19 protein-coding genes are annotated in these 21,966 nt (G+C 69.7%); 4 read left to right on the top strand and 15 right to left on the bottom strand.

The genetic code is table 11. The features are described from left to right. Position 1: 1 nt before the first annotated feature. From ABFY20_RS07340 to hisS, 10 genes are all read right to left on the bottom strand, one after another. Positions 2-1,246, bottom strand: a complete 1,245-nt coding sequence (locus ABFY20_RS07340; protein WP_368499289.1) for a S8 family serine peptidase — start codon at positions 1,244-1,246, stop codon at positions 2-4. Beyond that, positions 1,246-1,761, bottom strand: coding sequence for a DUF501 domain-containing protein (locus tag ABFY20_RS07335; RefSeq protein ID WP_368499288.1), 516 nt, complete (start codon positions 1,759-1,761; stop codon positions 1,246-1,248). Before ABFY20_RS07335 ends, ABFY20_RS07340 begins: the two co-directional genes overlap by 1 nt. Further along, complete coding sequence (locus ABFY20_RS07330) at positions 1,758-2,273, bottom strand: septum formation initiator family protein (protein ID WP_368499287.1); 516 nt, start codon at positions 2,271-2,273, stop codon at positions 1,758-1,760. Before ABFY20_RS07330 ends, ABFY20_RS07335 begins: the two co-directional genes overlap by 4 nt. 33 nt (positions 2,274-2,306) lie before the next feature. After that, a complete protein-coding gene (eno, locus tag ABFY20_RS07325; RefSeq protein WP_368499286.1) occupies positions 2,307-3,587 on the bottom strand; it encodes a phosphopyruvate hydratase in 1,281 nt (426 codons plus the stop codon). 60 nt (positions 3,588-3,647) lie between these two features. Continuing rightward, a complete protein-coding gene (locus ABFY20_RS07320; RefSeq protein WP_368499285.1) occupies positions 3,648-4,250 on the bottom strand; it encodes a TetR/AcrR family transcriptional regulator in 603 nt (200 codons plus the stop codon). After that, a complete protein-coding gene (locus ABFY20_RS07315) occupies positions 4,247-4,696 on the bottom strand; it encodes a MarR family winged helix-turn-helix transcriptional regulator (RefSeq protein ID WP_368499284.1) in 450 nt (149 codons plus the stop codon). Before ABFY20_RS07315 ends, ABFY20_RS07320 begins: the two co-directional genes overlap by 4 nt. 20 nt (positions 4,697-4,716) lie before the next feature. After that, entirely contained in the window at positions 4,717-6,396 is a 1,680-nt protein-coding gene (locus ABFY20_RS07310) for an MDR family MFS transporter (protein ID WP_368499283.1), read from the bottom strand. 127 nt (positions 6,397-6,523) lie between these two features. Continuing rightward, positions 6,524-7,747: an MFS transporter gene (locus tag ABFY20_RS07305; protein ID WP_368499282.1), complete on the bottom strand. Its 1,224-nt coding sequence runs from the start codon at positions 7,745-7,747 to the stop codon at positions 6,524-6,526. A gap of 2 nt (positions 7,748-7,749) precedes the next feature. Next, entirely contained in the window at positions 7,750-8,223 is a 474-nt protein-coding gene (locus ABFY20_RS07300; RefSeq protein WP_368499281.1) for a MarR family winged helix-turn-helix transcriptional regulator, read from the bottom strand. Positions 8,224-8,258: 35 nt separating this feature from the next. Beyond that, entirely contained in the window at positions 8,259-9,566 is a 1,308-nt protein-coding gene (gene hisS, locus ABFY20_RS07295) for a histidine--tRNA ligase (RefSeq protein WP_368499280.1), read from the bottom strand. Between the two features lie 165 nt (positions 9,567-9,731). Between hisS and ABFY20_RS07290 the strand changes: the two genes are divergently transcribed. Then, entirely contained in the window at positions 9,732-10,694 is a 963-nt protein-coding gene (locus ABFY20_RS07290; RefSeq protein WP_368499279.1) for an ABC transporter ATP-binding protein, read from the top strand. After that, positions 10,691-11,827: an ABC transporter permease gene (locus tag ABFY20_RS07285; protein ID WP_368499278.1), complete on the top strand. Its 1,137-nt coding sequence runs from the start codon at positions 10,691-10,693 to the stop codon at positions 11,825-11,827. The genes ABFY20_RS07290 and ABFY20_RS07285 overlap by 4 nt, the downstream gene beginning before the upstream one ends. A 129-nt stretch (positions 11,828-11,956) precedes the next feature. Here the strand turns inward: ABFY20_RS07285 and ABFY20_RS07280 are convergent, their stop codons facing one another. The 3 genes from ABFY20_RS07280 to mfd form a co-directional block, all read right to left on the bottom strand. Continuing rightward, the gene (locus tag ABFY20_RS07280; protein WP_368499277.1) at positions 11,957-12,715 is read right to left on the bottom strand and encodes a MazG family protein; all 759 of its coding nucleotides are present in this window, start codon (positions 12,713-12,715) and stop codon (positions 11,957-11,959) included. Between the two features lie 22 nt (positions 12,716-12,737). Next, entirely contained in the window at positions 12,738-14,585 is a 1,848-nt protein-coding gene (locus tag ABFY20_RS07275; RefSeq protein WP_368499276.1) for a cell wall-binding repeat-containing protein, read from the bottom strand. 150 nt (positions 14,586-14,735) lie between these two features. Then, positions 14,736-18,359 carry a transcription-repair coupling factor gene (gene mfd / locus ABFY20_RS07270; RefSeq protein ID WP_368499275.1) on the bottom strand — a complete coding sequence of 1,208 codons (3,624 nt, stop codon included), beginning with the start codon at positions 18,357-18,359 and terminating at the stop codon, positions 14,736-14,738. A gap of 135 nt (positions 18,360-18,494) precedes the next feature. Here mfd and ABFY20_RS07265 point away from each other — a divergent pair, with 135 nt between their 5' ends. Further along, positions 18,495-18,929 (top strand): hypothetical protein, encoded by a 435-nt coding sequence (locus tag ABFY20_RS07265; protein ID WP_368499274.1) that lies wholly within the window; start codon positions 18,495-18,497, stop codon positions 18,927-18,929. A 3-nt stretch (positions 18,930-18,932) separates the two neighbouring features. Here the strand turns inward: ABFY20_RS07265 and pth are convergent, their stop codons facing one another. Both pth and ABFY20_RS07255 read right to left on the bottom strand, forming a co-directional pair. Next, on the bottom strand, positions 18,933-19,517 hold the full coding sequence (gene pth, locus ABFY20_RS07260) for an aminoacyl-tRNA hydrolase (RefSeq protein WP_368499273.1): 585 nt from the start codon (positions 19,515-19,517) through the stop codon (positions 18,933-18,935). A gap of 11 nt (positions 19,518-19,528) precedes the next feature. Beyond that, complete coding sequence (locus tag ABFY20_RS07255; protein ID WP_368499272.1) at positions 19,529-20,143, bottom strand: 50S ribosomal protein L25/general stress protein Ctc; 615 nt, start codon at positions 20,141-20,143, stop codon at positions 19,529-19,531. Between the two features lie 235 nt (positions 20,144-20,378). Between ABFY20_RS07255 and gndA the strand changes: the two genes are divergently transcribed. Continuing rightward, positions 20,379-21,836: an NADP-dependent phosphogluconate dehydrogenase gene (gndA, locus tag ABFY20_RS07250; RefSeq protein WP_368499271.1), complete on the top strand. Its 1,458-nt coding sequence runs from the start codon at positions 20,379-20,381 to the stop codon at positions 21,834-21,836. The last annotated feature ends 130 nt before the right edge of the window (positions 21,837-21,966 follow it).

Below are 21,966 nucleotides of genomic sequence, written 5' to 3'. Positions count from 1 at the left end.
ACTACTTGTGGAGCAGTCGCCTGAAATGAGCGACAGCCCCCAGAGCGAGTGTCGCCATGAGGATGAGGAAGCCGAGCAGCAGCCCCAGCGGCACCGCCCAGTGAATCAGAGTGTACACCCCGGGTTCGCCCTCCTCCAGAGCCACGGCGGGCGGCGGGGTGGGAGGGGGCGAGTCGGCGGGGATGACGATGGAGTCGATCGATCCTGCATCGGAGGAGGGGCGGTAGGTCGAGATCCACGAATCGAGGTCGCCCATGGGGTTCGCGGTGACGGGCGCGACGTCGGCGCCGACCGCAGCACCGGCATCGATGAGACCGTGACCGTAGATGGGCCCGGGAACCGGCTCCCCCTTCGGTCGTGCGGTCGCGACGATGCGGTTGATCACGTTGGCCGCATCGAGCTCCGGATGCGCGGCCTTCACGAGCGCCGCCAAGCCGCTCACGAGGGGGGCGGCTCCGCTGGTGCCGCTCCAGTCGACGTAACCGCCGCCCGGCACGACCCCCACCAGCTGTTCGCTCGGAGCCGCCACGGCGATGGTGATGCCCTGCGAGGAGGCGTCGAAGCTCGCGTCGCCCGCCACGTCGACTCCGGCCACGGCGACCACGCCGGGGATGGTGGCGGGGGCTCCCACCTCGTTGGTGCCGTTGGCCCGGTTGCCCGCGGCAGCGACCACCACGACGTCGTGGTCGAAGGCGTAGGAGAAGGCGTCATCCCAGCTCTCCGGCCAGTCGAGGCTGTTGCGGGTGAGCGACATGTTGATGACGTCGGCCCCGTGGTCGACCGCCCAGCGCACGGCGTCGGCGACCTGCTCGTCGGGGTCGACGACCTCGCCGTTGGCCAGCGCGATCGAGATCGACAGCAGAGACGCCTCGGGCGCCACGCCGAGCACCCCGTCGCCGTAGCCGGTGCCGCGACCGGCGATGAGGGAGGCGACCATGGTGCCGTGCTCGGGGTTGTCGTCGCCGACGGGCAGCTGCCCGTCGGGCGCGCCGAGCCCCGACACGTCGGTGCCGTCGACGACGGCGCCGCGGAGTTCGGGCACGCTGCCGTCGACCCCGGTGTCGATGACGGCGACCGTCGCGCCGGCGCCGAGGGTGTACTGCCAGGCGTCGTCGAAACCGTAGGCGTCGAGCCAGTACTCCGCGCCGCGCACGGAGTCGGCCTGGGCGGGCGCCGCGACGGCGAGCGGCGCGAAGACCGCCAGGGCGATCACCGCAGCTGCAGTCGCCCGCCGCACAGCCGCCATCAGGGCTCGAGCACGTAGTCGACGCACTCGCAGACGGCGGGCGACCAGTCGCCGCGCTCGAGGGCGAGGTCGCCGATGGGGTTCACGCCGGGCCCGGCCGCGAGCGAATGGGCGGCCAACGCGTGCAGGCACTTCACGCGCGTGGGCATGCCGCCGGCCGAGATGCCGGCGATCTCGGCGACCTCGCCGTAGACGGCACGGTCGGCGAGGTACGACTCGTGCGCAGCCGCATAGGCCTCGCCGCGTGCCGGGTCGTCGGCGAGCGACTGCTGCAGCTCGGCCATGACGTGCTCGGCCTCGAGATCGCTCATCGCCGCCGTCGCGGCGGGGTGGCTCAAGTAGTAGAGCGTGGGGAACGGTGTGCCGTCGGCGAGCCGGGGTGCGGTCGCGACCACCGTGGGGTTGCCGCAGACGCAGCGCGCGGCGATGCCGAGCACATTGCGCACCGGTCGGCCGAGCTGCGCCGAGGCGACCTTCAGGTCGCGCTCGGAGGCGGGCTCGAAGGGCGGTCTCACTGTACGACTCCGTCGTTCTGAAGCTGGTCGGGGGTGGCGGTGGAGAGCCCGGCGGTCATGCCGGAGACGAACAGCGACGACAGCCAGTCCACCTGCGTGGTGCTGATGGTGTCGCTCGGTGCACCGTCGGTGCCGCCGCCGGAGACCGCAGGCACGTCGTCGACCACCAGGAAGCTCGTCTCACCGGGCATCACGTAGTACAGCCGGTCGCGGGCCTCGGCCTTGATGTAGGCCGGGTCGCTCCACCGGGCGACCTGTTCGGTGAGGCTGTCGTTCTCGGCACTGCGGTCGTCGACGGCAGCGTGCAACGCGGCGAGCTGCTGCCGCTGCTCGATGTAGACGCGAAGACCCGGCGCGATGATGATGACGAACATCACGATCACGACGAACATGAGTACGGTGAACCCGGAGAAGCGGATGCTCCGCAGCCAGCTTCCCGGGCCGGCGGCGGTGGCCTGCGGCAGCGCGACCGGAATCCGCTTCGAGCGGGATTCGGGTGCGCGCTGCCGCATGACTACCTCTGCTTCTCGGCGCCTCGCGGGATGCTAGGCGGTGAAACGGGGGAACGCGCTGCGGCCGGCGTAGACGGCGGCCTCGGCGAGCTCCTCCTCGATCCTGAGCAACTGATTGTACTTGGCCACGCGCTCGCTCCGGGCAGGCGCACCGGTCTTGATCTGGCCGGCGTCGGTGGCGACGGCGAGGTCGGCGATGGTGGTGTCCTCGGTCTCACCCGAGCGGTGCGACAGGATCGCCGTCATGCCCGAGCGCTGCGCCAGCGAGACGGCGTCGAGGGTCTCGGTGAGGGTACCGATCTGGTTCACCTTCACCAGGATCGAGTTGCCGGCCTTCTGGGCGATGCCCTGGGCGAGACGCTTCGGGTTGGTGACGTAGAGGTCGTCGCCGACGAGCTGCACCTTCTGGCCGAGCTCGGCGGTGAGGTGCGTCCAGCCCTCCCAGTCGTCTTCGGCCAGCGGGTCTTCGATCGAGACCAGCGGGTAGTTCGCCACGAGCTCGGCGTAGTACGCCGACAGCTCCTGCGACGACAGCTGCTTGCCCTCGAAGGAGTACGAGCCGTTCTCGAAGAACTCGGTGGAGGCCACGTCGAGCGCGAGCGCGACGTCGGTGCCCGGCGTGAACCCGGCCTGGGTGACGGCCTCGAGGATGAAGTCGAGCGCCTCACGGTTGTTCGGGAGCTCAGGGGCGAAGCCGCCCTCGTCGCCGAGACCGGTCGACAGGCCCTTCGACTTCAGCAGCGACTTCAGCGAGTGGTAGACCTCGACACCCCAGCGCAGGGCCTCGGAGAAGGTCTCCGCGCCGAGCGGCACGGCCATGAACTCCTGGATGTCGACGCCGGTGTCGGCGTGCGCGCCGCCGTTCACGATGTTCATGAGCGGCACGGGGAGGGTATGCGCGTTGGGGCCGCCGACGTAGCGGAACAGCGGCAGGTCGGAGGAGTCGGCGGCAGCGCGCGCCACGGCGAGCGAGACGCCGAGGATGGCGTTGGCGCCCAGGCGCTTCTTGTTGTCGGTGCCGTCGCGCTCGATGAGCGCGGCGTCAACGAGACGCTGGTCGGTGGCGTCGAAGCCCTCGATCGCCGGGCCGAGCTCGTCGATGACGGCGTCGACCGCCTTCTCGACGCCCTTGCCGAGGTAGCGACCCTTGTCGCCGTCGCGCAGCTCGTAGGCCTCGAACGCTCCGGTGGAGGCGCCGGAGGGGACGGCGGCGCGCGAGACGACGCCGTCGTCGAGGAGGACTTCGACCTCGACGGTCGGGTTTCCTCGCGAGTCTAGGATTTCTCGAGCGCCAACGGCTTCGATGAGTGCCACGGGTGGTTTCTCCTCTGATAGCAAGCGGGGTGGTGGTCGCGTTGCTGCGCCCGCCGCAGGCTAGTCTAACGAGTCGCGGCAGACCGCCTGCATGGTCGTGACGGCGCCGAACAGCCACTCCGCGAACTCCTCGGCACCGCCTTCGAAGGCGTCGGTCTCGAGCGGCCGGTGGAGGGCGCAGTCGACCGCCGACATCACCATCGCCACCGAGAGCTGGGCGCGCTCGGGGGTGGTGCGCCGGCTCGCCAGCAGCACGATGTCGTGCCGCAGCTCGGCGGCGAACTTGATGACGTCGGGGGTGAGTTCGGGCCGCCGGTGCAGCAGCTCACGGATCGCCTGGCGGTCGGAGCCGTCGCGCGCCGAAGCATCCATGATGCCGCCGACGAGGGTGCACAGGTCGCGCACCAGCCATCGCTCTCCGTCGTTGTGAAGGAAGGCCTCGCGTTGCGCATCCGTCACCTCGAACGACGACAGCCCGACGATCGCCGACACCTTCGACGGGAAGTAGTTGAAGAAGGTTCGGGTGGAGACGCCCGCCTCGGAGCAGATCGCGTCGACCGAGGCGTGGGCGGTGCCGTTCTCGGCCACCAGCCGCAGTGCGGCCTCGTGGATGGCCTGCCTGGTCTCCACCTTCTTGCGCTCCCGCAGTGACGTGGTGGTCATCGCCGTTCGATCCTGTCGTTGAACTCGCCGAGCAGTCGCACGAACTGGGCGACGTCGCCGTCGCTCCAGTCGGCGAACACGTCGGCGTAGAGGCTCTGGGTCTCCCGGCGGATGCTCGCCATGCGCTCCACCGTCGCATCCGTGGGGGCGTACAGACTGGCGCGCCCGTCGGCCGGGGCGGGCTCGCTGGTGACGAAGCCCAGGTCTTTCAGCACCCGCAGCTGCCTGCTGAGGGCGCTCTTGTCGATGCCGAGCTGGGCGATGATCTCACCGGGCGGCGTGGGGTGGTGCTTCACGATGAAGCCGAGCACGAGATACCCCGACGGCTGGAGCTCGGGCGAGAACAGCTGCGCGTGATGCTGCACGACCATCCTCACCCGCCGGAGGATCCGCGCCATCTCGCCTTCGACGGCGAGGATGGCTTCGGATCGATCGGTGCTGTTCACAACCTCCAGGGTATCGGGAGTCATCGCGAGCCCGGCCGCCCGCTCCGCTCGGCGTCGTCCTCCTCGAGGGTGAGGCTGACGCCCTCGGTGTCGGCGGCGACCTCGGCACCCGAGACGGCGACCACGGTGGCGGCCTCCTGCTCGGCGATCTGCTCGACCGAGGTCTTCGTGCCGAGTGCGCGGTTCGGCAGCAGGGAGATGGCGACGATGGAGATCACCGCGAGCGGCACAGCGATGAGGAACACGTCGGCGACGGCCTCGCCGTAGGCCGACTCCACCAGGATGCGGATGGGATCGGGCAGCTTCGACAGGTCGGGGATGCCGCCGCCCTCGAGTCCTCCGGCTTGCGAGGGGTCGACGCCGAGCTTCGTGAGACCGTCGGTGACGAGCGTGGTGATGCGGCTTCCGAGCACGGCACCCATGACGCTCACGCCGATGGTGCCGCCGAGGCTGCGGAAGAAGGCGACCGAGGCGCTCGCCGTGCCGATCTGGCGCGGATCGACGGCGTTCTGAACGATGAGCACGAGGTTCTGCATCACCATTCCGACCCCGGCGCCCATGACGAACATGTAGAGGAAGACCAGGGCGAAGCTCGTGTCGTAGCGGATGGTGCCCATGAGCGCGAGGCCGATGGTGAGCAGCACCGAACCGGTGACCATGTACCGCTTCCACTTACCGGTGCGGCTGATGACCTGACCGATCACCATGCTCGACACCAGCACGCCGGCGATCATCGGAATCGTGTAGAGCCCCGACTCGGTGGGGGTCTTGCCGCGCGCCAGCTGCATGTACTGGCTGAGGAAGACGCTCGTGCCGAACATCGCGACGCCCACCGAGATGGAGGCGACGACCGCCAGCCAGAAGGTGCGGTTGCGGAAGAGCGTCATCGGGATGATGGGCTCCTTCACCTTGAGCTCGGTCAGAACGGCGAGACCCAGCAGAGCGACGGCGCCGACGACCATGAGGATGCTCGTCACCGAACCCCAGTCGAACTGGTTGCCCGCCATGGTGACCCAGATGAGCAGCAGGGACACTCCCGCGGCGATGAGCACGGCGCCGAGGTAGTCGATGGTGACCTTGCGGCGGTGCGATGGGATGTGCAGGGTGCGCTGCAGCACGATGAGCGCGGCGACCGCGAAGGGCACGGCGATGTAGAAGTTCCAGCGCCAGCCGATGGAGTCGGTGATGACACCGCCGAGCAGCGGGCCACCCACCGTGGCGACAGCCATCACCGCACCGAGCAGGCCCATGTAGCGGCCACGCTCGCGGGGCGGGATGATGTCGGCCATCGCGACCTGCACGAGGGCGGTGAGACCGCCCGCGCCGAGGCCCTGCAGCACGCGGAAGAGGATGAGCATCTCGGTCGACTGGCTGAGACCGGCGAGCGCGGAGCCGACGACGAAGACGACGAGCGAGAGCTGGATGAGGAGCTTGCGGTTGGTGAGATCCGCGAGCTTGCCCCAGATGGGCGTCGAGACGGTGGTGGCCAGCAGGGTCGAGGTGACGACCCAGGTGTAGCCGGCCTGGGTGCCGCCCAGGTCGCCGATGATCTTCGGCAGCGAGCTCGACACCACGGTCGACGCGAGCATCGCCACGAACATGCCGAGCAGGAGGCCGGAGAGGGGGACGAGCACGTCGCGGCGCGAGGGCGATGCCTGGTCGGCGCCCTGCGCGGGCGCGTCGGAGGTTTTCAGGGACACGGTTCTCCAGAACTAGAAAAAGTTGATCTGGGTCAACAGTACGCCGACTGTTGATCCAGATCAACTAATTCCTGCAGAAAGTGCAGAATTGCAGTTCCTGCATGGCGCGGGCCGCGCATCCGCAGCTCTAGAGCTGCTCCCCCGCCGTGATGGCCTCGGCCTCGACGAGCTCCGCCTCCTCCTCGTGGTCGACGTGAGCGATGGCCCGGTGGCCGACGATGACGATGAACGAGGCGACGACCACCGAGCCTGCAGCGACGTAGAAGGGAACCGCATCCGTCGTCGCGGCGGCGATGAGCGAGGCGACCGGCGGCGCGACGGCACCGCCCAGGAAGCGCACCGCGGAGTACGCCGACGAGGCGACCGGACGGGGCAGGTCGGTGGCCGCCATCACCGACTCGGTGAGCACGGTGTTCATGACTCCGAGGAGCGCGCCACCGACGATGACGCAGGCGATGAGCCCCGCCGCCGACTGCACGAACAGACCCGCGGCGACCAGATCGGCGCCGAGCAGCAGCAGCACCACCCACAGCACACGGGTGCGTGGCAGCCGGCGGGTGAGCCAGGGGGCGGCCCACACCGAGGTCACCGCCACCGCGATGCCCCAGCCGAAGAAGGTGAGGCCGAGGCCCATCGCGTCCAGCCCGAGGGGGAATGGTGTGTACGCGAGCAGGATGAAGAAGCCGATGTTGTAGAACAGCGCAGCGACGGCGAGCACGGCGAGAGCGGGCCGGGTGAGTGCCTTGAACGGCGCGGACAGCGGGCTCGGGGTGGGCCGCTGCGGCTCCTTCTTCATGAGTACGAGGATGGCGATGAAGCCCACCGCCATGAGCGCCGAGGTGCCGAAGAACGGCCCGCGCCAGCTGATCGAGCCAAGGAGGCCGCCGAGGAGTGGGCCGATGGCGATGCCGAGGCCGAGCGCGGCCTCGTACAGCACGATCGCCGAGCTCGCTCCCCCGCTCGCGGCGCCCACGATGGTGGCGAGCGCCGTCGAGATGAACAGGGCGTTGCCGAGGCCCCAGCCCGCACGGAAGCCGATGACCTCCTCGACGCTCTGCGAGAGACCGGCCGCCAGGGCGAACAGCACGATGAGGCCGAGCCCGATGAGCAGGGTGCGCCGCGCCCCGATGCGGGTGGAGAGCCAGCTGGTGAAGAGCATCGCGAACCCGGTGATGAGCAGGTAGCTCGTGAACAGCAGGCTGGTCTGGGTCTGGCTGGCGTGCAGGCTCTCCGCGATCGCGGGGAGGATGGGGTCGACGAGGCCGATGCCCATGAAGGCGATGACGCAGGCGAAGGCGACGGCCCAGACGGCCTTCGGCTGCTTGAGGATGGAGTTTCCCGCGGCGGCCATCCTCAGGCCGCCTTCACGACGGAGTCGCTCTTCGCACGCAGCTCGGTGGCCTCGCTGATGAGGTCGACCGCGCGGCTGATGACGTCGAGCTCGGAGGCGTCGAGATCGTCGAACAGGGGCGAGAGCGCCGAGCCGAGCCGGGCGCGCCAGTCGGCGAGCGCCGCGATGCCCTTGGGGGCGAGGGCGATCTGCCAGCCGCGGGCGTCGTCGACGACAGCGATGCGGCGGATCCACTCCACCTCGTTGAGGTTCGCGACGATCTTGGTCATGGTGGGCTGGCTCACCCGGCTCTGCTTGGCGAGCTCGCCGAGGCGCATCGGCCCGAAGGAGCTGAGCACGCTGAGCGTGCGCCAGGTGGCGGGTGAGGTGGAGTCGCCCGTGGCCTGGGCGGCGATGCGGGTGAGGCGGTGCGTGACCGAGACGAGGTCGGAGAGCAGGGCGGAGAGTTCGGGGGTTGAAGGGTTGTCGTTGATCACGAACAACTATTTTACATAGGTAAACTATGTTTCGGTCATTCCGGTGAAGAAAGTTCCTTCAGCTCGAGCTCATCGGCCCGAACCGTCTCCCGCCCCACCAGGGCGAAGTGGGAGAAACCGGATGCTGCGGCACGGTCGAGCAGCGGGGTGAGGTTCTTCGTGCGGCGCTCGAGGCGCACCCTCACGCCCTGCTCCAGGAAGCCTGCCTTCAGAGCGAGCAGACGCTCGGGCTCGGCGGCCTTGTCGTGCACCAGCACGATCGAGCGGGATTCCGACCCCGCGGGGTCGTCGATGAGGTCGATGATGCGCTCGAACCCGATGGAGAAGCCGCAGGCGGGAACCTGCTCGCCGAGGAACCGGCCGATCATGCCGTCGTAGCGGCCGCCACCGCCCAGCGAGAAGCTGAAGTCGGGGTGCTCGATCTCGAAGATCGTGCCGGTGTAGTAGCCCATGCCGCGCACGAGGAAGGGGTCGAAGACGAGCTCGCCGTGCACCCCGGCCGCCTCGAGGGCCGCGCCGATGGAGGCGAGGGCGGCGACCGCATCCGGAGCCACCCCCTTGGGGAGGGCAGCCGTCACGGAGGCTACGGTGAGGAGAACGCTCTCGGCAGCCCCCGTCACGGGGGTCGACTCGAAGTACGCGGCGAGCGCGTCGACGGCGGCGGGGGTGGCGCCCTTCGAGCGCAGCTCGTCGACGACTCCCCCGGTGCCGACCTTGTCGAGCTTGTCGACGGTGATGAGCACCGAGGCGTGCTCCTCGGGCGCGAAGCCGAAGGCGTCGAGCATGCCGGTGAGGATGCGGCGGTCGTTGATGCGGATGCGGCACCCCGTGAGGCCCAGGGTGTCGAGCGTCGCGAGGGTGGCCGTGAGCAGCTCGATCTCGGCGAGGATTCCCGCCTCGCCGATGATGTCGATGTCGCACTGCACGAACTGCCGGTAGCGACCCTTCTGGGGGCGCTCGGCCCGCCACACCGGGGCGATCTGCACCGCGCGGAACACCTGCGGCAGAGCCGCGCGGTGGGTGGCGTAGAAGCGGGCGAGCGGAACGGTGAGGTCGAAGCGGAGGCCGAGGTCGGCGAGTGCGTCGGGATCGTCGGCAGCGGCGGCATCGGCGAGATCGGAGGCGGCGAGTCCGCGCTTCATCACGTTGAACGCGAGCTTCTCGTTGTCGCCGCCGAGGCCGGCGTGGAGCCGGTCGAAGTCCTCGACCACGGGCGTCTCGATCTCGTCGAACCCGTGGGCGGCGTAGGTGGAGCGGATGACGCCCAGCACCCTCTCGCGCTTGGCCTTGTCGGCGGGGAGGAAGTCGCGCATGCCGCGCGGTGCGGAGACGGGAGTTGCCATGGAATGAGTGTATTTGGCGGCCGGTATCCCTCCCGAACTCGGTGGAGTTCTGGCCCCGTGGCGGAACTCGATGGACAACGGGCCCCAATTCCTCCGAATCCTCCATCGACTTCGTCTCGCCTCGGGGCCGGCTGTTACGTTCGGAGACGACGAAGTGGGGGGACTATGAGTCAGCTACCGGTCTATCCGGGCGGGGCGTCGGCCGTGGGGGCGGGGATCGTCGTGGAGGGGGTGCGGCGGGCGTTCGGGGCCGTGGAGGCGGTGCGGGCGGTGAGCTTCGAGGCGCAGCCCGGCAGCGTCACGGCGCTGATCGGGCCGAACGGGTCGGGGAAGACCACGCTGCTGCTCATGCTGGCGACGCTGCTGCGGCCCGATGCGGGGCGCATCCTGATCGACGGCGTCGACCCGGTCGCGGAGCCCCGCGCGGTGCGCCCGCTCATCGGCTGGATGCCCGACGCGCTGGGCTCGTGGAACAACCTCACCGTGCACTCCGCGCTCGAGATGACACACCGCTTTTACGGGCATCCGCGCGCCGTCGCGACCGCGCGGGCGTGGGAGCTCATCCACCTCGTCGGGCTCACCGAGCTCGCCACCCGCCCCACCCGGGTGCTCTCCCGCGGCCGGAAACAGAAGCTCTCGCTCGCGCGGGCGCTCGCCAACGACCCTCGCGTGCTGCTTCTCGACGAGCCGGCATCGGGACTCGACCCGGTGGCACGCATCGAACTGCGCGAGCTGCTGCTCGGGCTCGCCGCCGAGGGACGCACCATCCTCATCTCGAGCCACGTGCTCTCCGAGCTCGACGAGCTCGCCACCGACGCCGTCTACCTCGACCACGGAGTCACCGCGTCTCGCGAGGCCGTGGCGCGGGCCAAGGCGTCGTCGCGGGTGTGGCGGGTGAAGTCGCTCGACGGCTTCTCCCTCGGTCCGCAGCTCGAGGGCATCGGGGTCGACGCCTCGCGCATCGGCGCCGACAGTCAGGGCTTCACGGTCGCGATGGCCGACGAGACGGATGCTGCTGCCGTGCTCACGGCTCTGGTGGCGGCCGGGGTGCGGGTCACCTGGTTCGCGCCCGCCTCGGGCGAGCTCGAACGTACGATGCAGGGGTTGCGGGACGGGGGCGCGGCATGAGCGGGCAGGGCGATGTGAGCGGGCACGCGGGCGCAGGAGGGAATGCGGGTGTGAGCGGGCCGGGCGGATTCGCCGGATTCGCTGGATTCTGGCGCGGTGTCGCCCTCATCCTGGCGCTCGAGCTGAAGCAGCGGGTGCGCGGGGTGGCGTGGTACGTCATCCTCGGCGTCTCGTTCGCCCTCGTCGCCGTCGTGACCCTGGGGGTCGCCGTCATCGCGGGCGGCTTCGGCACGACGGGCGGCGCGCTGTACTCCTCGGTCGTCTACTTCGTGCTGCTGCTGGCGAGCCTCATCACGCCCGCCCTCTCGGGCGCCGCCGTGAACGGCGAGCGCGAGGGCGGAACCCTGGCGACCATCCAGGTCACCTCGGTCACCACGGGTCAGATCGTCATCGGCAAGTGGCTCGCCGCCTGGGTGGCGTCGCTCGCGCTGCTGGCGGCGACCTCACCCTTCCTCGTGCTGGCGTCGGCGTTCGGCGAGGTGTCGGGAGCGACGGTGCTGTCGTCGCTGCTCATCCTCACAGCTCAGCTCGGTGTGCTCTCGGCGATCGGCGTGGGGCTGTCAGGGGTCATCCGCAAGCCGCTGTTCTCGGTGGTGGTGAGCTACCTCACCATCGCAGCGCTCAGCCTCGGCACCCTCATCGCCTTCGCCATCGCCGGATCGGTCACCCAGGTGACCGTGACGAGCACCACCGTCGAGCCCGTCTACTCGGCCGACGGCTCGACCTTCGAGTGCAAGCCGGGCACCACCACCTCGACCTACACGGTGCCGCGCTTCGACCCGTACTGGGGGCTGCTCGCGGTGAACCCCTACGTCGTCGTCGCCGACGCGTCATACGGCGACTTCGACGACAACGGCAACCCGCAAGACCTCTTCGGCTACATCGCTCTCGGCGTGCGGCAGGCGCAGATCGCGCCCGAGACCGAGACCTTCACCGACTACTGCGCCCTCGCCGTCTCGGGCTTCGAGGGCGACGACGAGCCGACCCCTGAAGAGCTCCTCCGCACCGGGGTGCCGAGCTGGTTCATCGGCCTCGCTCTGCAGGCCGGGCTCGCCGCCCTGGCCCTCTGGGGTGCCTGGGCGTCCACCCGCACCCCGGCCGGCGGCCTCGCGAAGGGCAGCCGCATCGCCTGAGCGGCAGGCAGCCCCGCTGCCCGCGGCCTCACGGCCCGGCAGCACGACGGCTGCTCGTGGCGAGCCGCCGAGCCGACCGAACGACGGAGTCTCAGGCCATTCCGGCAGAACGACGGATGCTCGTGCGGCTCAGCCGCCCGGCTTCCGTTCTTCGGCCACGTAGTCGGCCCCCGCATCCGGGGTCTCGGCCGCGGTCGACTCTGACGTCGCCACCTCCGCCGCCGACATCTCGGCCCGCAGAGTACGCAAGGCGGAGCGGAGCGCACGCTCGGGGTCGAGGCCGCGTGCGCGCGCAGACCCGACGACGGAGAGCAGCTGCGCCCCGAGCTCGTCTTCGTCGGCGGCGGGCGCAGCGAGCGGCACCTCGGGCGCCGTCACGCCGAGCTTCCGGGCCTTGCCGAGCAGCTTGTCGGCGAGCGCGAGCGCGGGCATGCCGAGAGGCACGCCGTCGAGCACGCTGGTGCGGGCGGGTTTCTCGGCGGCCTTGAACGAGTCCCAGGCGTTCTCGACGTCGCCCGCCGTGCTGAGGTCGAGGTCGCCGAAGACGTGCGGATGCCGGCCCACCATCTTCGCGGTCATGTGTGCCGCGACATCCTCGATGGTGAACTCCTCCCCCGGCGTGTGCGCGGCGATGTCGGCGTGGAACACGACCTGGTAGAGCACGTCGCCGAGCTCCTCGAGCAGTTCGTCGCGCGACCCCGCCTCGATGGCGTCGATGAGCTCGTGGGTCTCCTCCGTGAGATAGCGCACGAGCGACTCGTGCGTCTGCTCCGCATCCCACGGGCACCCGCCCGGCGCCCGCAGCAGTGCTGTCACCGCCACCAGCCTCTCGAGCTCGCTCGACGCATCCGGAAACGGCATCGGCAGGGGCGCTCGGTTCTCGCTCATGCCCCGAGCCTAGTTCGCGCCCTCACGCACACCGCTTCAGGTCGAGCACGGATGCGGAGAGCGAGTTCGGCCCACCGAGCAGCGTCACCTGGGTGGTGCCCCAGTCGGCCAGGGCGTCGAGCACGCTGCCCGGCACGCAGTCGGCGCGCGCGAGGAGCAGGGGCGCCTCGTGCTCGGCTGCGAGCGTGCCTCCGGTGAGGGCGTCGGGGAAGTTCTGGCCGGTCGCCAGGAACACCTCGGGCGCCGTCGAAAAGTAGGCCCGGTTTACTGCCTCGGCAACTGCATACCGATCAGGACCGCCGATACGTGTCACGTGCCCCGCACCGAGCCGGCTCACCAGGTCTCGTTCGATGTCCGGCGACACACTCACCGGTCCGCCGACGATGACGACGTCTGTCGGTCGCATCCGCCGCACGGCATCCGCCGTTCCTTCGTCGAGAGCACCGCCTCGACCGTCGACGAGGAGGATCGGCGCGTGCTGGGACGCAGCGGCCGGCACCGTCGAGAGTGCGTCGGGAAAAGTCGTGCCGGTGGTGATGAAGACGGTCGAGGGCGAACCGGGGAAGGCCTCGACGGCGATCGTGCGCGAGACCTCGTAACGGTCGGCACCGTCGATTCTGCGCGTCAGGGTCTGACCGTGCTCCTGCTGGAATTCGAGCTCCCACCCGGGCGAGACCGAGCGCGGACCTCCGACGATCTCGACAGTCCTCGGAGTGAACGTCTGCACGTAGGCGACCATGGGCCGGTACTGCGGATCCCAGGAGTCGTAGGCCGACGGAACAAGGAGGAGCGGCCGATGGAGGGCTGCCGCCAGGGGCGCGATGCTGAGGGCATCGGGAAAGACCTCTCCCGAGGTCACCTCTACGGTGTCAGCCGTCCGCAGGAAGGACGCGCGGGCCACCGCGGATGCTCCGGCATACCTGTCGGTCCCGGAGATGCGCGTGGTCGTGACTCCACCGCCCGCATCGTCGCCGAGAACGATCCTGGAATACAACACAGACTGGTGACGTGGGCCTTCGACGACGACAGCCAGCCAGACCCGGCCGGACAGGGCGAGCAGAGGCGCCAGGTCGAACTCCTGCGGCACGCTCACGCTCACGACCTCGTTCTCGGCCGACACTTCGGTGGCGAGCGCCACACCCGGGTCGATCTCGGGCTGCTCACCCCATGTGAAGACACGCGCAGACACGTGATCGCCCGGCTGGGTCTTCAGACCTCCGACCTCGAGAGGTGCGCCGGGTGCGACCCAGAGGTCGTCGACGGGCTCGAACCAGCGGAACGCCGAGTACTCGAAGGTCGTCGCCCTGTCTGCGTCGAGCGCGATCGTGGGTGTCACGCCGGAGTCATCCCCCATCAGATAGAAGCGGCCCGTGATGTCGATGTGATCGGGCGACTGCGACACGAACAGGGCGTTGGGCGGCATGGGCTGGGTGGGGCGAGACCAATCATCGGCGTAGACGCGAAAGGCGAGGTAGGGCTGCTCTCCATCGAACAGAGGCGTGATGGCGGAGAGCTCGCCGGCACCGAACATTTTCATCGCGGTGTTCGTGGTGCTGTCGACCTCCACCGGGTCGCCGCTGATGCGCTCGCTCTCGCCGCGGACGGAGATGGAGACCTTCTCGATGCCGAATGTCGTGAACTCGACGGGGAGTTCCCAGGCCACGGTCGTGGCCGCCACGGGGATCCCGAAGCCGCCTTCCGACATCGGAGCGTCGAAGGTCGCCGAAAGCGACTGCCGATAGGCACCGTCTGGCGCGACGATCGAGTCAGCTGCTTCCTCGATCGTCCGGCTCGTGCCACCGGGTGCCGCAGCGGCAGGGGCACCCACGACGATCGTCGTGGTGATGGCCATGATGGTGGCGAGTGCCACAGTTCGCGCTTCGGTGCGCATCATTCTCCCCGAGGGCCGTGTCGACGACGATCGTCGAACAGCACTCACTGTAGACCTGAGCGCGGGGCGCCCCGCACACGTGGTCGGCGCGGCCGATGGCTGCGCTCGCGACTCGTCGCCGAACCTGCCCTACGCCGACGCCGCCGTTCCCGCGGGCTCCGACTTCGAGGCGGGGAAGAGCGCGTCCAGGAGCTGGGTGGCCCAGGCGATGAGGTCGGCGTCGGCGAGGGGGGCGCCGTCGACGACGGGCATGGGGAGCGAGATCGAGCTGGTCTGCGCGAAGTACTTCGAGCCCGGGTACATGCGCTTCAACCGCACCTGCAGCGAATCGGGCAGGTCGGCGGGGGCGATGCGCAGGTTCGAGCCCATCGTCACCACCTCGCTGAGCGACGCCTTCTGCGCCTGACGTCGGAGGCGCGACACGGCGAGCAGGTTCTGCACGGGCTGCGGCGGCTCGCCGTAGCGGTCGGTGAGCTCCTCGACGACACGGTCGATCGAGTCGTCGGAGGCGGTGGGCGCCGACGCGGTGGAGAGCTTCTGGTAGGCCTCGAGGCGCAGCCGCTCGCTGTCGACGTAGTCCTCCGGGATGTGCGCCTCGACGGGCAGTTCGAGCCGAAGCTCGGTCTGCCCCTCCGCGACGTCGCCGCGGAAGGTCGACACCGCCTCGCCGATCATGCGCAGGTACAGGTCGAAGCCGACACCGGCGATGTGGCCCGCCTGTTCGCCCCCGAGCAGGTTGCCAGCGCCGCGGATCTCGAGGTCTTTGAGCGCCACCTGCATGCCCGAGCCCAGCTCGTTGTTGGCGGCCAGAGTCGAGAGCCGGTCGTTCGCGGTCTCCGACAGCGGCTTGTGCTCGTCGAACAGCAGGTACGCGTAGGCGCGCTCGCGCCCGCGACCCACACGCCCGCGCAGCTGGTGCAGCTGCGACAACCCGTACTTGTCGGCCCGGTCGACGATGAGCGTGTTCGCGTTGGCGATGTCGATGCCCGTCTCGATGATGGTCGTCGACACGAGCACGTCGAACTTGCGCTCCCAGAAGTCGACGATGACCTGCTCGAGCACGTGCTCGTTCATCTGCCCATGCGCCACCGCGATGCGCGCCTCGGGCACGAGCTCGGCGAGCTGCGCGGCGACCCTGTTGATCGACGACACCCGATTGTGCACGAAGAACACCTGTCCCTCGCGCAGCAACTCGCGCCGGATCGCGGCCGCCACCTGCTTGTCGGAGTAGGGCCCGACGAAGGTGAGGATGGGATGCCGGTCTTCGGGCGGCGTCGCGAGCGTCGACATCTCGCGGATGCCGGTGACCGCCATCTCGAGCGTGCGCGGGATGGGCGTGGCGCTCATGGCGAGGATGTCGACGTTCGTCTTGAGCTTCTTCAGTGCATCCTTGTGCTCCACGCCGAACCGCTGCTCCTCGTCGATGATGAGGAGACCGAGGTCTTTGAAGGCGATGTTGTCGCTCAGGATGCGGTGGGTCGCGATGACGACGTCGACGGTGCCGTCGGCGAGCCCCGCGATGGTCTCGCGGGACTCCTTCTCGGTCTGGAACCGGCTGAGCGCCTTGAGGTGTACGGGGAATCCGGCGAAGCGCTCCTGGAAGGTCTCGAGGTGCTGCCGCACGAGGAGCGTGGTGGGCACGAGCATGGCGACCTGCTTGCCGTCTTGCACCGCCTTGAACGCGGCGCGGATGGCGATCTCGGTCTTGCCGAAGCCGACGTCGCCGGAGAGCAGCCTGTCCATCGGGATGGGCCTCTCCATGTCGGCCTTCACCTCGTCGATGACGGTGAGCTGGTCGGGGGTCTCCTGGAACGGGAAGGCCTCTTCGAGCTCGTGCTGCCAGGGCGTGTCGGGGCCGAAGGCATGACCCTTCGAGGCCATGCGCGCCGAGTAGAGCTTCACGAGCTCGACGGCGATGTCGCGCACCGCCTTGCGTGCCTTGCCCTTGGCCGCCGCCCAGTCGCTGCCGCCCATCTTGCTGAGACCGGGGGCCTCGCCGCCGACGTAGCGCGAGAGCAGGTCGAGCTGGTCGGTGGGCACGTAGAGCTTGTCGCCCGGGTAGCCGCGCTTGGACGGCGCGTACTCGATGACGAGGTATTCACGGGTGGTCTTGACCGCGTTGCGGCCGCCCGAGGAGACCTCGCGCTGGGTGAGCTCGAGGAACTTGCCGATGCCGTGGGTCTGGTGCACGACGAAGTCGCCGGCCTTCAGTTGCAATGGGTCGACGACGTTCTTGCGCCGGCTCGCGAGCTTCTTCACCTGGCGGTTGTCGTAGCCGACGGTGCGGCCGTAGAACTCGGTCTCGCCGATGAGGGCGATCTTGAGTTCGGGCAGCTCGAAGCCGTGCTCGACGCCCGCCTGCACGAGGTAGGCGGCCCCCGTCTCGGGGTCGGCGGGGAGGTCGTCGACGATGCGCGCCGCGACCTCGCGTTCGCCGAGCACGTCGGCGGCGCGCTCGACGAGCCCCTGGCCCTTGGCGGCGACGACGACCACCCAGCCGTCGGCGAGGCGGCTCGCCACGTGCGCGATGGCGCCGTCGGCGTTGCCGGAGAAGCTCGGCACGGCGTCGGCCTGGATGCGGATGGTGAGGTGCTCCTCGAGCTCGCGGTGCTCGGGCAGCACCTCGCTCTCGTCGGGGCCCTGCTGGAACTCGCTGAGCGTCCACCACGGGCGGCCGGTGCCGGCCGCGTGCCGCAGGTCGGTGAGGGTGATGAACTCGCCCGAGGCGAGGTCGATGGGGGCCTCGGCCCCGGCGGTGGCCGCCGTCCAGGCGGCGGCGAGGAACTCGCGGTTCGTCTCGGAGAGGTTGACCGCGCGCGTCGCCACCCGCTCGGGCGAGACGACGGCGACGGCGGCGCCCTCGGGCAGGTAGTGGGCGATGGTGACGAGCTGGTCGAGCAGGGCGGGCGCGAGCGACTCCATGCCCTCGACCGGGATGCCCGCCGAGATCTTCTCGAGCATGCCGGCGAGGCTCGGGAACTCGTGCTGCATCTCACGGGCACGCTGTCGCACCGGGTCGCTGAGCAGCAGCTCGCGGCTCGGCGGCAGCACGACCTGCTCGACGGCGTCGGGCAGCGACCGCTGGTCGGCCACCGAGAACGCACGGATCTCGTCGACCTCGTCGCCGAAGAAGTCGACGCGGTAGGGGTGGTCGGCGATGGGCGGGAAGACGTCGAGGATGCCGCCGCGCACCGCGTACTCGCCGCGCCTGGTCACCATGTCGACGCGCGAGTAGGCGAGCTCGACCAGCTGCAGCGACAGCGCCGAGAGGTCGAAGCCGCGGGCGCCCTTCTCGAGCACGATGGGGTCGAGGTCGGCGAGGTTCGCGGCGATCGGCTGCAGGGCCGCGCGCACGGAGGCGACGACCACGATCGGGTCGGGGTTCTGCCCGGCGTCGGATGCGCGCTGCCAGTCGACCAGACGCCGCAGGGCGTCGATGCGTCGGCCCACGATCTCGGCGCTCGGGCTGAGGCGCTCGTGCGGCAGCGTCTCCCAGGCCGGGAACTCGACGATGCACGCGGCGGGCAGGTAGCTCGAGAGCGACTCGCGGAGCTTCTCCGACTCGCGGCCGGTGGCGGTGACGACGAGCATCGCCGCCGGGAGACCCCGCTCGACGCGACGGCCGAGCATGGCGGCGAGGAACGGCCCGCGGATGCCCTCGGGCATTGAGAAATCGCTGTCGCGGCCGGCGTTCGCCAGCCCTCGTTCCACCGTGGAGGCGCGCGAGAGCGCAGAGATCAGGCCCTGAAGCATGCCTGCGAGTTTACGCGCCCCCACCGACACCGGGTGCGAGCCGGGTCGACGTCTCCGCACCGAGGCCGCGCGGGGACTACCATGACGACAGCCGTACTTCCGGGGGAAGGTCGGCGGGGCCGAGCCGGGGGAAGAATGACGGAGAACGCCTACTCATCAGACGTGGTCGACCGCGACCGCACGGCCCGCACCGCTCGCACGGAGCCACGCACGGCGGGCGTGGTCGCGTTCGTCATGAGTCTCGTCGTGCTCGTCGGCACCACTCTGGCGGTGACTCTCCTCTGCGTCGCGGCTGCGGACTTCATCCGCGAGGCGGCGACCGGTGCCGTCGACGTCAGCCGGCCCACCACGTCCCAGCTGGACACCGCCGCCGAGTTGCGCGGAGAGCTCGCGACGTTCCTCACGCTCGGAACCGGGTTCGGCCTGTGGGCCCTCGTCCAGGGCATCGTCGCCGCGGTCCGGCGCCGCGGCCGCGCCTGGGGTGTCGCCGCCATCGCGATCTCCGCGGCCGCCCCTGTCGTGTGCCTGGTGCTCTACGTGGCACTGACGATCGGCCTCACGACGACCTGACGACTAGCCCGTGTGCACCTTCAGCTGGGCGGCGGTGAGGCCGGAGCCGGCGATCAGTTCGACCGCATCCGCTGCGTCGACGATGAGGTTGGGGAGGGTGTCGCGTTCGGTGGCGGAGAAGTTCTGCAGCACGAAGTCGGCGGCCTGCTGCCGGCCGGGGGGCCGCCCGATGCCGACGCGCACGCGCACGAAGTCGCTGCTGCCGGTGGCGGCGATGATGTCGCGCAGGCCGTTGTGGCCGCCGTGGCCGCCGCCCTGCTTGAGCTTGAGGGTGTCGTAGGGGATGTCGAGCTCGTCGTGCACCACGATGAGCTGCTCGGGCGCCAGACCGTAGTACTTGAGCAGGCCGTTGGTCGGCCCGCCCGACACGTTCATGTAGGTGTTCGGCTTCGCGAGCACGAAGCGCGGGCCCCCGGGGACTGTTCGTCCTTCGGCGACCCGCGCGTTCGCTTTGTGCGGCTTGAACGATGCGCGCATCCGGCCGGCGAGTTCGTCGACCACCATCTGGCCGACGTTGTGCCGGTTGGCCGCGTAGCCGGGCCCGGGGTTGCCGAGCCCGACCACGAGCCACAGATCGGATGCGCTCATACGGAGGGGTGCTACTCGGCCTCGGGAGCCGGGGTGACCGACTCCTCTTCGCCCTCGCCCTCGGCGGGCGCCTCGTCGTCGGACTCGGCGACGGGCACGGTGATGCCGACGACGACCATGTCCTCCTCGCTCAGGAGGGTCGCGCCCTTGGGCAGCTCGAGCTCCTTCGCGTGGACCAGGGTGCCCTCCTCGAGGCCCTCGATCGACAGCACGATGCGCTCGGGGATGTTCGTGGCCTCGACCTCGAGCAGCACGGTAGCCGCATCCTGCGTGGCGATGGTGCCCGAGAAGGACTCGCCCTCGAGGTGCACGGGCACCTCGACCTGAACCTTCTCGCCCTTGCGCACGACGATGAGGTCGATGTGCTCGATGATCTGCAGCACGGGGTCTTTCTGCACGTCCTTGACCAGGGCGAGCTGCTCGGTACCGTCGATGTCGAGCTCGAGCACCTGGTTCGCCTTGCGCAGGATGAGCGCGGTCTGGTGACCGGGCAGGGTCACGTGCTGCGGGTCGGTGCCGTGGCCGTAGATGACGGCGGGGATCTTGTGGGCGGCACGGATGCGGCGGGCCGCTCCCTTGCCGAACTGGGTGCGGACCTCCGCAGAGACCTTGTTCTCGTCAGCCATGATGTTCTCCTTCTGCGGCGAGCATCGTGGCCCGCCTGATTCGTATGATTTTCAACTCGACCGCGTGAAGCGAGAGGAAAGACGGTTCAAGGTCCAGCCCACCGCGTCGATAACGGATGCTCGTGCCGGCCCTCACGGACCCGCTGCGGCATCCCTCGCCGAAGTTCAGTCGCCCAGCCTACCGCATGCGCTCTACTACGCTGGAGCCATCCACCTCTTCCAAGGAGCAACACGCATGTCTGAAGCGTCGGGAACCGCCAACATCGGAGTCGTCGGGATGGCGGTGATGGGATCGAACCTGGCCCGCAACCTCGCCAGCCGCGAGGGCAACACGGTGGCCGTCTACAACCGCTCCCCCGAGCGCACCCGCAAGCTCGTCTCCGAGCACCCCGAGGCCGGCTTCGTCGCCTCGGAGTCGATCGACGACTTCGTCGCGTCGCTCGCGAAGCCGCGCACCGCGATCATCATGGTGCAGGCGGGGGCAGGCACCGACGCCGTCATCTCCGAGCTGGCCGAGCGGTTCGAGCCCGGTGACATCATCGTCGACGGCGGCAACGCGAACTTCCACGACACCATCCGCCGTGAGAAAGACGTGTCGGCGACCGGCATCCACTTCGTCGGCACCGGCATCTCGGGCGGCGAGGAGGGCGCGCTGAACGGCCCTTCGATCATGCCCGGCGGCACCGCCGAGGCGTACAAGACGCTCGGCCCCATCCTCGCGTCGATCGCCGCCGTGGCCGAGGGCGAGCCCTGCGTCACCCACATCGGCACCGACGGCGCCGGTCACTTCGTGAAGATGGTGCACAACGGCATCGAGTACGCCGACATGCAGCTCATCGCCGAGGCCTACGACCTGCTCCGCACGGTGACCGGCCGCGAGCCGGCCGAGATCGCCGAGGTGTTCGACGCCTGGAACTCCGGTGACCTCGAGTCGTACCTCATCGAGATCACCGCCGAGGTGCTGCGCCAGGTCGACGCCGACACGGGCAAGCCGTTCGTCGACATCGTGCTCGACCAGGCCGGAGCCAAGGGCACCGGATCATGGACCGTGCAGAACGCCCTCGACCTGGGCGTGCCGGTGGGCGGCATCGCCGAGGCCGTGTTCGCGCGCTCGGTGTCGTCGAAGCCCGAGCAGCGCGCGGCGGTGCAGGGTGTCGTCACCTCGCGGCCGTCGGTCGTCTCGGTGGACGTCGACTCGTTCGCCGACGACATCCGTGCCGCCCTCTACGCCTCGAAGGTCGTCGCCTACGCGCAGGGCTTCGACGAGATCATCGCGGGCGCCGCGCAGTACGACTGGGACATCGACAAGGGTGCTGTGGCGAAGATCTGGCGGGCGGGCTGCATCATCCGCGCGCAGTTCCTCAACCGGATCGTCGAGGCGTACGAGAACAACCCGCAGCTCGCGACGCTGCTCGAAGACCCGTACTTCGCTTCGGCGGTCGCTGACGGCGAGGCCGCGTGGCGGCGCGTGGTGTCGACGGCGGCGCTGTCGGGCGTGCCGATCCCGGGCTTCGGTGCGGCGCTGTCGTACTACGACTCGCTCGCGTCGACGCGGCTCCCGGCCGCGCTCGTGCAGGGGCAGCGCGACTTCTTCGGCGCCCACACCTACAAGCGCGTCGACCGCGAGGGCACCTTCCACACCCTGTGGTCGGGCGACCGCACCGAGGTGGAGACCGAGCCCTCCACCCACTGAGCGCGCGCTGAGCCGGGCCCGCGGGCCCGACTCGCGCCGCGCGGTCATCGACCCGTCACAAAACGCCCCTTCCGCCCGTCGGAGGGGGCGTTTTGCGACGGGTCGGTGGTGGCTGCGTGGCGCGAGAGGC

The sequence above is a fragment of the Herbiconiux sp. A18JL235 genome (assembly GCF_040939305.1).
Classification (GTDB): domain Bacteria; phylum Actinomycetota; class Actinomycetes; order Actinomycetales; family Microbacteriaceae; genus Herbiconiux.
Note: the sequence above shows the minus strand (reverse complement) of the source record. Positions and strands in the feature narration are given on the sequence as shown.